This window comes from Streptomyces sp. NPDC059009 (assembly GCF_042740175.1).
Taxonomy (GTDB): domain Bacteria; phylum Actinomycetota; class Actinomycetes; order Streptomycetales; family Streptomycetaceae; genus Streptomyces.
Genome location: NZ_JBHYJB010000036.1, coordinates 16,708 through 30,257, shown reverse-complemented (window position 1 = coordinate 30,257; position 13,550 = coordinate 16,708). Strand labels below are relative to the sequence as shown.

10 protein-coding genes are annotated in these 13,550 nt (G+C 71.2%); 5 read left to right on the top strand and 5 right to left on the bottom strand.

The window, feature by feature from the left end:
• Positions 1 to 43: 43 nt before the first annotated feature.
• On the top strand, positions 44 to 376 hold the full coding sequence (locus tag ACFWYM_RS31140) for a hypothetical protein (RefSeq protein ID WP_384844799.1): 333 nt from the start codon (positions 44 to 46) through the stop codon (positions 374 to 376).
• Positions 377 to 504: 128 nt separating this feature from the next.
• Here the strand turns inward: ACFWYM_RS31140 and ACFWYM_RS31135 are convergent, their stop codons facing one another.
• From ACFWYM_RS31135 to ACFWYM_RS31115, 5 genes are all read right to left on the bottom strand, one after another.
• Complete coding sequence (locus ACFWYM_RS31135; RefSeq protein ID WP_384844796.1) at positions 505 to 2,169, bottom strand: M4 family metallopeptidase; 1,665 nt, start codon at positions 2,167 to 2,169, stop codon at positions 505 to 507.
• 251 nt (positions 2,170 to 2,420) lie between these two features.
• Positions 2,421 to 4,481 carry a M4 family metallopeptidase gene (locus ACFWYM_RS31130; RefSeq protein ID WP_384844793.1) on the bottom strand — a complete coding sequence of 687 codons (2,061 nt, stop codon included), beginning with the start codon at positions 4,479 to 4,481 and terminating at the stop codon, positions 2,421 to 2,423.
• 389 nt (positions 4,482 to 4,870) lie between these two features.
• Positions 4,871 to 5,599, bottom strand: a complete 729-nt coding sequence (locus tag ACFWYM_RS31125) for a hypothetical protein (RefSeq protein WP_384844790.1) — start codon at positions 5,597 to 5,599, stop codon at positions 4,871 to 4,873.
• A gap of 70 nt (positions 5,600 to 5,669) precedes the next feature.
• Positions 5,670 to 7,688 (bottom strand): ABC transporter ATP-binding protein, encoded by a 2,019-nt coding sequence (locus ACFWYM_RS31120; protein ID WP_384844787.1) that lies wholly within the window; start codon positions 7,686 to 7,688, stop codon positions 5,670 to 5,672.
• On the bottom strand, positions 7,685 to 9,574 hold the full coding sequence (locus ACFWYM_RS31115) for an ABC transporter ATP-binding protein (RefSeq protein WP_384844784.1): 1,890 nt from the start codon (positions 9,572 to 9,574) through the stop codon (positions 7,685 to 7,687). Before ACFWYM_RS31115 ends, ACFWYM_RS31120 begins: the two co-directional genes overlap by 4 nt.
• A gap of 186 nt (positions 9,575 to 9,760) precedes the next feature.
• Here ACFWYM_RS31115 and ACFWYM_RS31110 point away from each other — a divergent pair, with 186 nt between their 5' ends.
• From ACFWYM_RS31110 to ACFWYM_RS31095, 4 genes are all read left to right on the top strand, one after another.
• Positions 9,761 to 10,666: an ABC transporter ATP-binding protein gene (locus tag ACFWYM_RS31110; RefSeq protein WP_384844781.1), complete on the top strand. Its 906-nt coding sequence runs from the start codon at positions 9,761 to 9,763 to the stop codon at positions 10,664 to 10,666.
• Positions 10,663 to 11,481 carry an ABC transporter permease gene (locus ACFWYM_RS31105; RefSeq protein WP_384844778.1) on the top strand — a complete coding sequence of 273 codons (819 nt, stop codon included), beginning with the start codon at positions 10,663 to 10,665 and terminating at the stop codon, positions 11,479 to 11,481. The genes ACFWYM_RS31110 and ACFWYM_RS31105 overlap by 4 nt, the downstream gene beginning before the upstream one ends.
• A 64-nt stretch (positions 11,482 to 11,545) precedes the next feature.
• The gene (locus ACFWYM_RS31100; protein WP_384844775.1) at positions 11,546 to 12,817 is read left to right on the top strand and encodes a sensor histidine kinase; all 1,272 of its coding nucleotides are present in this window, start codon (positions 11,546 to 11,548) and stop codon (positions 12,815 to 12,817) included.
• On the top strand, positions 12,807 to 13,478 hold the full coding sequence (locus tag ACFWYM_RS31095; protein WP_384844772.1) for a response regulator: 672 nt from the start codon (positions 12,807 to 12,809) through the stop codon (positions 13,476 to 13,478). The genes ACFWYM_RS31100 and ACFWYM_RS31095 overlap by 11 nt, the downstream gene beginning before the upstream one ends.
• Positions 13,479 to 13,550: the final 72 nt, after the last annotated feature.

The window sequence follows — 13,550 nt, the reverse complement described above, 5'->3', positions numbered from 1 at the left end:
CAGGGGCCACTTCCATCCACCGCATCACAGATTCTGGACACTGATGACCGAAGAATTTCTTGCACAGCTCGATGAGGAAATGCTGGACTATTTTCGGGATATGGTGAATGTGCTCGTGGAGCGCTTCGGTGTGTCGCGGGCGGAAGCCGTCGCGCGGATCAACGCAATGTATGGCGCTGATGAGGAGATCCAGGAGGGAGACCTCATGGGCCATGAGATGCCGGAATTCTGGGCGTACGGGCTCTACTTCGAGCCTAGCGACGACGCCCGACCGATGCCGTCGGGGAGGAAGGGCGAGGATCTCGCAGGCTGGCAACCACGCCCGGCGCCTCCCAAGAGCTCCCCGGTCTGGACCCTGCCGAACGACGACCACTGAACCTCGACGATCCGGCGGGCCTCGCCCCACACCAAAGCGGCACCCAGAGGGAGGAAGGAACCTCCGGGTGCCGCCCGTTGAGGTGGAGCGCGAGCAACTAGCCCGTCAGGAAAGCCAGTTGCAAGAACTTACTTGACCGCGACGCCCGTCCACGCCGCCTCGACCGCCTTGACCTCCGCCGAGTCCGCGCCGTACAGGTCCGTCGCCGCCTTCACGGTGCCCTCACGCGCGTCCTTGTACTGCGTGGTCGTCGTGAAGTACGTCGTCAGGGCCTTGAACCAGATCTTCTCGGCCTTGTCGCGGCCGATGCCCTCGACCTTGGAGCCGTCGGCCGTGGGGGAGTCGTACTTGACGCCGTTGATCTCCTTGGCGCCGCTGCCCTCCGAGAGGAGGTAGAAGAAGTGGTTGGCGATGCCGGAGGAGTAGTGGACGTCCACGTTGCCGGCGTCCGAGCTCCAGTTGTCCAGGGACTGGCCGTCCTTCGAGGGCTTGTCCATGTAGCGGAGCGGGCTGCCGTCGCCGTTGATGTCGATCTCTTCGCCGATGAGGTAGTCGCCGATGTCCTCGGCGTTCTTGGCGTTGAACTCGACCGACGTGCCGAAGATGTCGGACGTGGCCTCGTTCAGGCCGCCGGACTCGCCGCTGTACTCCATGTTGCCGGTGGCCGAGGTGACGCCGTGCGACATCTCGTGGCCCGCGACGTCGATCGAGGTGAGCGGCTTCTTGTTGCCCTCGCCGTCGCCGTACGTCATGCAGAAGCAGCTGTCGTCCCAGAAGGCGTTGACGTAGTTCTGGCCGTAGTGGACGCGCGAGGTCGCGCCCTTGCCGTCGCCCTTGATGCCGGAGCGGCCGTGCACGTTCTTGTAGTAGTCCCACGTGACCTGCGCGCCGTAGGCGGCGTCGACGCCGGCGGTCTGCGGGTCGTCCGGCTTGCCGTTGCCCCACGTGTCGTCGTCGTCGGTGAAGATCTTGCCTTCGCCCTCGCCGTTCTCCAGGTTGTACGTGGAGTGGCCGCCGCGCTCGTCGTCGGTGAGGTCGAAGCCGCTGGAGCCCTTCTTCGAGCCGACCTCGACCTTGCCGCTGTACTGGCTGTTACCGGTGCCGGTCTCGATGCCCTCGTACTGGAAGAGCTTCTTGCCGGTCGTGGCGTCCGAGATGACGTGGAGCTTGGAGGGCGTGCCGTCCTTCTGGACGCCCGTGACGATCGTCTCCCAGGCCAGGGTCGGCTTGTTGTTCGCCGCCCAGACCACCTTGCGGGGCTGCTGCGCGTCGGTCTTCTTCGTCTTGACCGCCGCCGCGCGCGACTCGGCGGACTTCGCGGCCGCCTTCGGGGTGACCTTCGCGGACGTCGAGGCGACCTTGATGGTGGCCTTGGCCGCCTTGGTGACGCCCTTGACGGAGCCGCTCTTCGACTTGTGCACGATGAGGTCGCCGCCGAGGACCGGCAGGCCCTCGTAGGTGCGCTCGTAGCGGGTGTGGGTCGCCCCGTCGCGGTCCTTCACGACGTCCTTGACGACCAGCTTCTCCTTGCTGCCCAGGCCGATCTTCGTGGCGGTGGCGGCGGCCTGGGAGTGAGCGTCCTGGAGCAGGTTCGCGCGCGCCGACGCCGACAGCGTCGTGGGCTGGGCGCCGAGGGCGGACGCCGAGGTGGGCTGTGCGGAGGCGCCGGTGGTCAGACCGGCGGTCAGCAGCGCTCCGGCCGCAACAGCGGTGGCTATCACGAGAGTTGAGCGCTTCTTGCTGAACTTGTGGGGGGTCACGCAGGCTCCTTCTGTGGGGGGCCCGGGTGGCATGGGGGACTACCCGGGCATGAAAGATGCTGTGCGGGTGAACGGACGTACATGTGTACTTCTGTGCTGTGCGAGGGAAGAGTGTCATTCGAGTCAGGCACATGTCAGGACCCTGGCTCATGTTGGCTGGAAATCGTCCGCTGGCCGATGGTCCACGTACGCAATGCGAACAGGTCGTGAAAAAACGCGCCGCCCCGGGGAGTTGACCACCCGGGACGGCGCGCGTTCTGTCAGGGACTCAGATCAGGGGACGATCAGGGGAAGGTTACTTTCCAGCCATTGATGTAGCCGGTGTCCTGAGCCGCCTGGTCCTGGACCTTCAACTTCCAGGTGCCGTTGGCCGTTTCGGTCGAGGCGTCGACCGTGTAGGTCTCGTTGATGTTGTCCGCCGAGTCGCCGGAGCTGAAGCTCTTCAGGCGGTACGACTTGCCGGACGGGCCCACCAGGTCGACGACCAGGTCGCCGCGCCAGGTGTGCACGATGTCGACCGCGACCTTGAGGTTGTTCGGCGCGTTGCCGGTGCGGCCCGTCACGTTGATCGAGGACGTGACCGCGGCGCCGTTGTCGGGAATCGCCACGTCCGCGGTGTTCTCGAACGAGGTGCCGCCCTCGCCGCCGCCCGGCCGGGTGCCGACGTTGACGCCCGCCCACGCGTGGGCCACGGCCTTGTACTCGGCGCTCGTGGTGCCGTACAGCTCACCGGCCGCCGCGAGCGTTCCGGTGCGCGCCGCCGCGTAGTTGGTGGTCGAGGTGAACTTCGTGGTGAGCGCCTTGAACCAGATCTTCTCCGCCTTGTCGCGGCCGATGCCGGTCACCGGCAGGCCGTCGGAGGTCGGCGAGTCGTAGTGGACGCCGTTGATGTCCTTGGGTCCGCTGCCCTCGCTCAGGAGGTAGAAGAAGTGGTTCGCGGGGCCCGACGAGTAGTGCACGTCGATGCCGCCGATGCCCGAGTACCAGGCGTCCTTGGACGAGCCGTCCTTGCTCGGCTTGTCCATGTAGCGCAGCGGGGTGCCGTTGCCGCGGATGTCGATCTTCTCGCCGATGAGGTAATCGCCCTTGTCCGAGGCGTTGTTGGCGTAGAACTCGACGGTGGTGCCGAAGATGTCGGACGTCGCCTCGTTCAGACCGCCCGGCTCACCGCTGTACTGCATGTTGCCGGTGGCCGCGGTGACGCCGTGCGTCATCTCGTGGCCCGCGACGTCGATCGCGGTCAGCGGCTTCGCGTTGCCCGAGCCGTCGCCGTACGTCATGCAGAAGCAGCTGTCGGACCAGAAGGCGTTGACGTAGTTGTTGCCGTAGTGGACCCGGGAGTACGCGCCGACGCCGTCGCCGCGGATGCCGCTGCGCCCGTGCACGTTCTTGTAGTAGTCCCAGGTCTCCGCCGCGCCGTAGTGGGCGTCGGCGCCGGCCGTCGCCGCGTCGGAGTTGGTGCCGTTGCCGAACACGTTGGTCGAGTTCGAGAACAGGGTGCCGGTCCCCGAGGTGCCGTGGTTGAGGTTGTACGTCTTGTGGTTGCCGCGGCCCGTGTCGGTCAGGCTGTAGGTGGACCCGGACTGGGCGGTGCCGAGCTGGACCTGGCCGCTGTACATCGTGTTGCCCGTGCCGGCGTTGTCGATGGCCTGCCACTGGCGGAGCTTCTTGCCCGTCGCGGCGTCCGTCACCACGTGCAGCTCGTTGGGGGTGCCGTCGTCCTGGAGCCCGCCGACCACCGTCTCGTACGCGAGCGTGGGCTTGTTGTCGACGAGCCACACGACCTTGCGCGGCGCCCGGTCGGCCACGGTCTTCTTCGACCCCTCGGCCTTGGCGGCGCCGAGCGCCTGCTTCTCGGCGGTGGCGGCCCTGACCTCCGCGCTGGTGTCGATGCCCTTCAGCTGCGCCTTCGCCGCCCGCGTCACGCCCTCGGTCTTCCCGGACTTGGCGGTGTCCACCACCAGGTCGCCGCCGAGGACGGGCATGCCGTCATAGGTGCGCTCGTAGCGGGTGTGGAGGGTGCCGTCGCGGTCCTTGAGGACGTCCTTGACGGTCAGCTTCTCCTTGGCGCCGAGGCCCAGCTGCCTGGCGACCGCGGCCTTGGCCGCGGGGGCGTCGGCGTCACGCAGCAGCTCGGCGCGCTGGGCCGGGGTGAGCTTCACGGGGAGTGCGCCGGGGTTGACCTTGGAGCCCTTGGTGGTCTGGGCGGTGGCGGCCTTCCCGGCGTCCGCCGAGGCGGCTCCGGTCTGGACGGCCATGCCGAGCAGGGCGGCGGTGGCGGTGAGGGCGCCGAGAGCGGTGGCGCGGCCGAGGGGCGTGCGTCTGTGGGAGGTGTTTTTCAACACGGGCTCCTTCTGCGCGGCCGCGGGGTTGCGCGGCCAGGGCGACCGGGCGGCGGGTGACCGTCCGGGCATTGCAAGGCAGTACGCAGAACAGGGCGGTACGCAGTGCTGACGCCGGACACGGGATCACACGAGGTTGAAAGCCGTGCGACCGGCGAGGGGAAGAGTGGCACTGGCGCACGCGCGCTGTCAGGGGAGCGTGAAGAGTTGGCTGGAAATAGTTCGATGGCCGGGAAGTTGCGTTCGGTATGCGGAGCACGGTCCGGGTCCTCGGGCGCACCGTAGCGACCGGGCCCCGACCCGGACCCGGCCCTCCAGCTCCCGCGAAGGCTCCCGCCATGGCTCCCGCGAGGGCTCCCCGAAGGATCTCCGAAGGCTCCTCGAAGGTTCTCCTACGAGCGCGGCTCCACCCACAACGCCTCGCCCACCACGCACAGTTCGCCCGCCGCCGTGGCGATCGCGACCCCCGTCGTGTGCTTGCGGCCGCTGTGGGCGACGGGCCAGGCGAAGGTGATGTGGCCCTCGCCCGTGGTGACGGGCCGCAGCGCCGTCGCGGTGAGCGCCGCCGTCACCGCGCCCTTGCCGAGGCGTCCGGCGAGCACGCCCGCCCAGGCGCTCGGGCAGTCGAGCGCCGCCCAGAGCACCTCGGTCGTCAACTCCCCGTTCCCGTCCGCGAACACGGGGTGCGGCGTCCACGCCGTCGCGACCAGCCCGCGGCCCGGCACGAGCGAGCAGTGCTGGCGCAGGCCCCGGTCCGGAGTTCGGTCGAGGCCGCAGCCGAAGCAGTCCAGCTGCTCGTCGACGAGCCCCGTCGGCGGGTGGGCGCGGTACTCCTCCGCCGCGGCCACCGCCTCCGCCCACGACGGCACGTCCGGAACCGGCCCCGACAGATCGGCGGCGGGCGTCGCGGTGGCGAGGGTGGCGCCCTCCTTGTCGAGCAACCGGGCGCCCCCGCCCGGCACTTCGGCCAGCTCGACGGGGATGCCGACGGGGGTGACGGCGCGGAAGTCCACCCGTACCGTCCGCGCCGCGGAACGCCCCGCGAGCAGCCCCGCGACATAGCCGCCGAAGGCGACCCCCGGGTATCCCTGGTACGCCTCCGGGACGACTGTCTCGGTCATGGTCTCCTCAATCGCCGCTACGGATAAGGATGTTGACTGTAGTGATCAGTTGACTGTAGTGATCAGTGGCTCAGCCCACCACGCTCTCCCGCCACGCCCGGTGCAGCCGGGCGAACCGGCCGGTCCCCGCGATGAGTTGCTCCGGCGGCCCGTCCTCCACGACGCGGCCGTGCTCCATCACCAGGACCCGGTCGGCGATCTCCACGGTGGAGAGCCGGTGGGCGATGACGACAGCCGTACGTCCCTTCAGGACCGTGTGCATCGCGCGCTGCACCGCACGCTCGCCGGGGATGTCCAGCGAACTGGTCGCCTCGTCGAGGATGAGCACCGCCGGGTCGGCGAGCAGTGCGCGTGCGAACGCCACCAGCTGCCGCTGCCCGGCCGAGACGCGCCCGCCCCGCTTGCGTACGTCGGTGTCGTACCCGTCCGGCAGCGCGGCGATGAAGTCGTGGGCGCCGATGGCCTTCGCGGCCCGCTCGATCTCCTCGCGGGAGGCGTCCGGGCGGCCGATCGCGATGTTCTCCGCGACCGTGCCGGAGAACAGGAACGCCTCCTGGGTCACCATGACGACGCCGCGCCGCAGCTCGGCGGTGGCGAGCTCGCGCAGGTCGACGCCGTCCAGGCGCACGACGCCCCCGGAGGGGTCGTAGAAGCGGGCGAGGAGCTTGGCGAGGGTGGACTTGCCGGCGCCGGTGGAGCCCACGACGGCGACGGTCTGCCCGGCCGGGATCGTCAGGTCGAAGCGCGGCAGGATCTCGCCGCCGGTGCGGTAGCCGAACCGGACGCCCTCGAAGGCGACTTCGCGGCCGGGGTGCTCCGGGGCGCGCGCGGGCAGCGGGCGCCGGGCGTCCTCCGGGGGCTCGGGGACCGACGGTGCCTGGGCGAGCAGCCCGGCGATCTTCTCCAGTGAAGCGGCCGCCGACTGATAGGAGTTGAGGAACATCCCGAGCCGGTCGATCGGGTCGTACAGACGCCGCAGATACAGCACGGCGGCGGCGAGCACGCCGAGCGCGAGGGTGCCCTCCGCGACGCGGTAGGCGCCCCACAGCACGATGCCCGCGACGGCGGTGTTGGCGACGAGCCGCGAGCCGACCACGTACTGGGCCATCTCCAGCATCGCGCTGCCGTTGGTGCGCTCGTGGCGGTGGTTGAGCTCCGCGAACCGGGCGTCGTTGGCGCGCTCGCGCCGGAAGGCCCGTACCGGACGGATGCCGTTCATCGTCTCCGCGAACTTCACGATGACCGCGGCGATCGCGGTGGACCGGGTGCGGAAGAGGGCGCCCGCGCGCCGCTGGTAGCGGCGGATCAGCAGATACAGCGGCAGGAAGGAGAGGACGGCGACCGCACCGAGCCCGAGGTCCAGCCAGAGCAGCAGCACGGAGATGTAGACGAACGACAGGATGACCGTGACGAGTTCCTGCAGCCCTTCGCTGAGCAGCTCGCGCAGCGACTCCACGTCCGTGGTGGACCGGGAGATGAGCCGCCCCGAGGTGTAGCGCTCGTGGAAGTCGACGCTGAGGGCCTGCGCGTGCCGGAAGATCCGCCCGCGCAGATCGAGCAGCACGTCCTGGTTCACGCGCGCGGACGCCGCGATGAAGGCGTACTGCAGCGCGCCGGAGAGCCCCGCGCACAGCAGGTACCCGAGCGCCACGGCGATCAGCGGGCCGTAGTCGTCGGCCCGCACGGCGGGCACGCCCCGGTCGATGGCGTACGCGACGAGCATCGGCCCGGCCTGCACGGCGGCCTGCTGCAGCAGCAACAGGACGGTGGTCACCACGACCCGCCCGCGCAGCGGCGCGAGCAGCGACCGCAGCAGGGCGCGGGTGGCGCCGGGCGGGGCGGGGAGGGCGTCGCGGTCGAAGGGGTCGCCGTCGCCGGGGCCGCCGGGTCCGCCGGGGCCGCCGGGGGCGGCCGGTGATGAACCACCCTTTGGCGAAGGGGACTTGGGCGGTACGGGGGGCTGGGTGCCCTCCGGTTCATCGTTGAGGTCGCCCGTGTCCCCTCTGCTCCCCGTGTCCCCCCTGCTCCCCGTGTCCCCTCTGTTCCCTGCGTCTCCTGCGGTCAGCGAAGACGGTGTCGATGCGGTCATCGGGTGCTGCCCTCCCCTTCGTACGACGGCTCCTCCGCTGCCCCCTGCGCCGGGGAGTCCGCCCCCGACATCAGCCACGCGTACTCCGCGTTCTCCCGCAGCAGTTGCTGGTGCGTGCCCACGGCGGTGACGCGGCCTCCGGACAGCAGGGCCACCCGGTCCGCGAGCAGGACCGTGGACGGGCGGTGCGCCACGACCAGGGCCGTCGTGTCCGCGAGGACCCGTCTGAGCGCCTCCTCCACGAGCGCCTCCGTGTGTACGTCGAGCGCGGACAGCGGGTCGTCCAGAACCAGGAAGCGGGGGCGCCCCACGACCGCGCGGGCCAGGGCGAGGCGCTGGCGCTGGCCGCCGGAGAGGCTCAGGCCCTGCTCGCCCACCTGGGTCCCGGTGCCCTGCGGCAGGGCGTGCGCGAAGTCGGCCTGCGCCACCGCGAGCGCCCGCCCCAACTCCTCGTCGCCCGCGCTCTCGTCGGCACCCATCAGCACGTTCTCGCCGACCGTCGCGGAGAACAGCGTGGGCTCCTCGAAGGCCACCGCCACCAGGGTGCGCAGGTGTTCCCGGTCCATCGCGGCGATGTCCGCGCCGTCCAGGGTGATCCGGCCGCCGCTCACCTCGTGCAGCCGCGGCACGAGCGCCGTGAGCGTCGTCTTGCCGCTGCCCGTCGCCCCGACCAGGGCCATGGTCTCGCCGGGGCGTATGTGCAGGTCCACCCCGGAGAGGACAGGCGGCTCGTCGGCGGGCGCGTCCGGGTAGCGGAACTCGACGCCGTCGAAGCGCAGCCCGCCACCACCGGCCGCACTCGACTCCGGAGCCGACCCCGACCCCGGCTCCGACCCGGGCTCCGACTCCGATCCCGACCCCGTCTCCAACTCCCGCTCCGCGTCCAGCACTTCGAAGTACCGCTGCGTCGCCGTCGCCGCCTCCTGGCTCATCGCGAGCAGGAACCCGATCGACTCCACCGGCCAGCGCAGCGCGAGCGCCGTCGAGAGGAAGGCGACCAGGGTGCCCGCCGACAGGTCCCCGTCCGACACCCGGAGCGTGCCGAGCACCAGGGCCGCGCCGATCGCGATCTCCGGCAGCGTCACGATGACCGCCCAGATCCCCGCGAGCAGCCGCGCCTTGCCCAGCTCCGTGCCGCGCAGCGTGTGCGAGAGCTCCCGGAAGGCGTGCGCCTGGCTGCGGTGGCGGCCGAAGCCCTTGATGATGCGGATGCCGAGCACGCTCTCCTCGACGACCGTCGTCAGATCGCCGACCTGGTCCTGCGCCCGCCGCGCCACCGTCGCGTACTTCCCCTCCGTGTACGCGAGGAAGAGCACCATCGGCACCACGGGCGCGAGCAGCACCAGCCCGAGCGTGAAGTCCTGGGCCAGCAGGATGACCATGCCGACCACGATCGTCACCCCGTTGACCAGCAGGAACGTCATGGGGAAGGCCAGGAACATGCGCAGCAGCATCAGGTCCGTGGTGCCCCGGGACAGCAGCTGGCCCGACGCCCAGCGGTCGTGGAAGGCGACCGGGAGGCGCTGCAGATGCTCGTACAGGTCCGCCCGCATCCGCGCCTCCACGTGCGCGAGCGGCCGCGCGACCAGCCACCGCCGCAGCCCGAAGAGCAGCGCCTCCGCGATCCCGAGGACGAGCAGGAGCAGCGCCCCGAGCCACACCCCGCGCGGATCCCGGTCGGTCACCGGGCCGTCCACCATCCACTTCAGCACGAGCGGGAAGACCAGGCCCGTGCAGGAGGCGGCGACCGCGACACATGCCGCCGTGAACACGCGAGTTCGCACCGGGCGGACATAGGGCCACAGGCGCAGCAGAGTGCGGACGGCGGACCTGTCCTCGGCGGGTTCCCCGGCGGATTCCTTGGTAGGTGCATCAGTTGTCGGCATCACGAGTGAGCGTACGGATCGCCACTGACAGTGCCCACCGAGTTTCGCCCCGCGCGCACTCGTCTCCTGGTCCTAGGACCAGGGGCCCGAGCCGCGAGGTCGTCACCCCCATCAACCGATCGGATGATGCGTTCCCGAGCGTGATGGGCGATGCCAGAACCACCTCCCACCAGCGATTCTCTGAGCATGCCTCTCATCGAAGTGAACGACCTGAAGAAGGTCTACGGCGGCCGGAACGTCGTCGACGGCGTCACCTTCGCCGTCGAGGAGGGCGAGATCTTCGGGATCCTCGGCCCCAACGGGGCGGGCAAGACCACCACCGTCGAGTGCCTGGAGGGCCTGCGCGTTCCCGACGGGGGCGGCGTCCGCGTCGCCGGGCTCGACCCGGTGGCCGACCACGACCGCGTCACCCGCATCCTCGGCGCCCAGCTCCAGGAGAGCGAGCTGCAGCCGAAGCTCACCGTGCGCGAGGCGCTCGAGCTGTACGCCGCGTTCTACCCGGACCCGGTCGACGGGCGCTCCCTCGCCGAGCGGCTCGGCCTGACCGAGAAGCTCGACACCCGCTTCGCGAAGCTCAGCGGCGGCCAGAAGCAGCGCCTGTTCATCGCGCTCGCCCTCATCGGCAACCCGAGGGTCGTCGTCCTGGACGAGCTGACCACCGGGCTCGACCCGCGCGCGCGGCGCGACACGTGGCGGCTCATCGAGGACGTGCGCGCGGGCGGCGTCACCGTCGTCCTCGTCACCCACTTCATGGAGGAGGCACAGCGCCTGTGCGACCGCGTCGCGGTCATCGACCGGGGCCGCGTCGCCGCCCTCGACACCCCCGCGGGCCTGATCAGCCGGGCCGCGAGCTCCACCGTCATGTCCTTCACGCCGTCGGCGCCGCTGGACGGCCGTGAGCTCGCCGGACTCCCCGCGCTCGCCTCCGTCGACCACCGCGACGGCCGCTACACCCTGGGCGGCACCGACGAGACCGTCAACGCCGTCATCAGCCTGCTGGCGCGCCGGCACATCACCGCCCACCAACTCCGCGTGTCCGACGCCACGTTGGACGACGCGTTCCTGGACCTGACGGGAGCCACCCCCTCATGAGCACCGTGAGCCGCCTCGCCACGACCCCCGTACCTCCCGCGCACCCGGAGTCCACCGCCCGCGCGCGGGGCGCCGTCCGCGCCGTCCTCAGGACGGAGATCCGCCTGTTCAGGAGGGAGCCCGCCGCCCTCTTCTGGATCCTCGTCTTCCCGACGCTGCTGCTCGTCGTCCTCGGCTCGATCCCGTCGTTCCGCGAGGTCGACAAGACGCTCGGCTCCGGCGGCGGCATCCGCCTCGTCGACGCGTACGTGCCCGTCGCCGTGCTGCTCCCCATGATCATGGCCGCGCTCCAGGCCATGCCGCCGGTCGTCACCGGCTACCGGGAGCGCGGCATCCTGCGCCGCATGTCGGCCACGCCGATGCGGCCCAGCTGGCTGCTCGGCGCGCAGATGGGCATCCACGGCGCCGCCGCGCTCGGCTCGGCGCTGCTGTCGGTCACGGTCGCGCGGGCCGCCTTCGACGTGCCGTTGCCGGAGCAGCCCGCCGGCTACCTCCTCGCCCTGGTCCTCGCGATCCTCGTCGCGCTCGGGCTCGGCGCGGTCGTCTCGTCCCGGGCCCGCACCTCGAAGATCGCCAACGCGATCGGCACGGTCGTCTTCTTCCCGATGATGTTCTGCGCGGGCGTCTGGCTGCCCGTCCAGGCCATGCCCGACGGCCTCGCCCGCGTCGTCGAGTACACCCCCTTCGGCGCCGCCGCCCAGGCCCTCAACCAGGCGGCCACGGGGGACTGGCCGAGCTGGTCCCACCTGGCCGTCATGGTGGTGTGGACGGCCCTGCTCACCGGCGCCGCCGCGCGCTGGTTCCGCTGGGAGTGAGCCGGTGGGCGACGGGGGCGACAGGTTCGAGGGTGTCGACGGGGAAGCGATGCAGACTGGGTGCATGAGCACGGGACCGGGCCGCGACGCCGCGACCACCGTCGAGGAGCGCTGGGGCGCCTTCAACCGGTACGGGCCCTACGCCCTCCTCGGCTTCGGCTTCGCCATCTCGGCGGCCACGACGAACGTCATCGGCATGGGCCGGGCCGACTGGGCCGTGGCGGGGAGTCTGACCGCCGCCGCGGCGGCCCTCCAGGTCTGGTGGAACCGGGCGGCCCGCACCCGCCCCGGCCCCTCCGTCGCCGGGACCGTCTACTACGGGGTCCGCTGGGCGATCGGCTTCGTCCTGTCCTGGCTGAACCCGTTCTTCGTGTTCTACGCCGCGAGCGGCTACTTCGGCGCCGCCCAGCTGCTCCCGAGGCGCCTGCTGCGGCCGGGGCTCTTCGCCACGGCCGTGGTCCTGGCCGGTTCCCAGGCCGGCGGCCTGCCGCCCGACGGCCCGCTCGCCTGGGTGCTCTTCGGGGCGCTGCTCGCGGTCAACATGGCCCTGATCACCGTCATGGGGCACCTCGCCGCCAAGGAGGACGAGCGGGCCGCGGCCCAGGCCGACACCATCCAGGAGCTGGAGCGCACCAACGCCGCGCTCCAGCAGGCCCTGGACGAGAACGCGGCCCTGCACGCCCAACTCCTCGTCCAGGCACGGGAGGCGGGCGTCGCCGACGAGCGCCGCCGCCTGGCCGCCGAGATCCACGACACCATCGCCCAAGGGCTCACGGGCATCATCGCCCAGCTCCAGGTCGTCGCGAACGCCCCGGACCGGGCGGTCGCCCACGAGCACCTCGACCGCGCCGCCGACCTGGCCCGGCACAGCCTCGGCGAGGCCCGCCGCTCCGTGCAGAACCTCGCGCCGGTCGCCCTGGAGCACGACACGCTGCCGGAGGCGCTGAAGAAGACGGTGACGGAGTGGTCCGAACGCACGGGAGTCCGCGCCCAGTTCACGACGACGGGCACGACAACCCCCCTCCACGAGGAACTGGAGTCCACCCTCCTCCGCATCGCCCAGGAGGCCCTCTCGAACGCCTCCCGGCACGCGGCGCCCACGCGCGTGGGCGTGACGCTCTCCTACATGGACGGCGAGGTCACGCTGGACGTCCGCGACGACGGCACCGGCTTCGACCCGCTCGGCCTGCCGGCCCGATCCGGCACGGGCGGCTTCGGCCTCGACGGCATGCGGGCCCGCGCGGAGCGCGTCGCGGGCTCCCTCACGGTGGAGTCCGAGCCGGGACACGGCACGGCGGTGTCGGCTCGCGTACCGTTGGTGCGCGATGAACGCTGAGAACACTTCGGGCGCGGCCTCGAACCCCGAGGTCATCACCCTCCTGATCGTCGACGACCACCCCGTCGTACGGGACGGGCTGCGCGGCATGTTCGAGTCGTCCCCGGACTTCTCCGTACTCGGCGAGGCGTCCGACGGCGTGGCCGCGCTCGGCCAGGTGGCGGCCCTGGACCCGGACGTCGTCCTGATGGACCTCCGCATGCCCGGCGGCAACGGCGTCGACGCGATCGCCGAACTCACCCGCCGCGGCGCCCGCGCCCGTGTCCTCGTCCTCACCACGTACGACACGGACTCCGACACGCTGCCCGCGATCGAGGCGGGCGCGACGGGCTACCTCCTCAAGGACGCGCCGCGCGAGGAGCTCTTCACGGCGGTACGGGCTGCCGCGCAGGGGCGGACGGTGCTCTCGCCCGCGGTGGCGTCCCGCCTGGTCTCGGCGGTCCGCACCCCGGCTGCGGCGCCGGACGCGTCCCTGTCCGCCCGCGAGCGGGAGGTCCTCGTCCTGGTGGCGAAGGGCACGGCGAACCGTGAGATCGCGCGGGAGCTGTTCATCAGCGAGGCGACGGTGAAGACGCATCTGACGCACATCTACGGGAAGTTGGGCGTGAAGGACCGCGCGGCGGCGGTCGCTGTCGCGTACGACCGGGGCATCCTGGGCTAGTTCCTCTTCCCCAACCCCGCCCCTTCCCGAAACGGCGACTCCGTCGCCCTGGGGCACCCGATATCGCCTCAA

What these genes read in the sequence shown, in the direction of transcription:
- ACFWYM_RS31095 (WP_384844772.1), top strand. Translation starts at nt 12,807, where the DNA reads ATGAACGCTGAGAACACTTCGGGCGCGGCCTCGAACCCCGAGGTCATC.
- ACFWYM_RS31125 (WP_384844790.1), bottom strand. Translation starts at nt 5,599, where the DNA reads ATGACCGAGACAGTCGTCCCGGAGGCGTACCAGGGATACCCGGGGGTC.
- ACFWYM_RS31115 (WP_384844784.1), bottom strand. Translation starts at nt 9,574, where the DNA reads ATGCCGACAACTGATGCACCTACCAAGGAATCCGCCGGGGAACCCGCC.
- ACFWYM_RS31140 (WP_384844799.1), top strand. Translation starts at nt 44, where the DNA reads ATGACCGAAGAATTTCTTGCACAGCTCGATGAGGAAATGCTGGACTAT.
- ACFWYM_RS31135 (WP_384844796.1), bottom strand. Translation starts at nt 2,169, where the DNA reads ATGCCACCCGGGCCCCCCACAGAAGGAGCCTGCGTGACCCCCCACAAG.
- ACFWYM_RS31110 (WP_384844781.1), top strand. Translation starts at nt 9,761, where the DNA reads ATGCCTCTCATCGAAGTGAACGACCTGAAGAAGGTCTACGGCGGCCGG.
- ACFWYM_RS31120 (WP_384844787.1), bottom strand. Translation starts at nt 7,688, where the DNA reads ATGACCGCATCGACACCGTCTTCGCTGACCGCAGGAGACGCAGGGAAC.
- ACFWYM_RS31100 (WP_384844775.1), top strand. Translation starts at nt 11,546, where the DNA reads ATGAGCACGGGACCGGGCCGCGACGCCGCGACCACCGTCGAGGAGCGC.
- ACFWYM_RS31105 (WP_384844778.1), top strand. Translation starts at nt 10,663, where the DNA reads ATGAGCACCGTGAGCCGCCTCGCCACGACCCCCGTACCTCCCGCGCAC.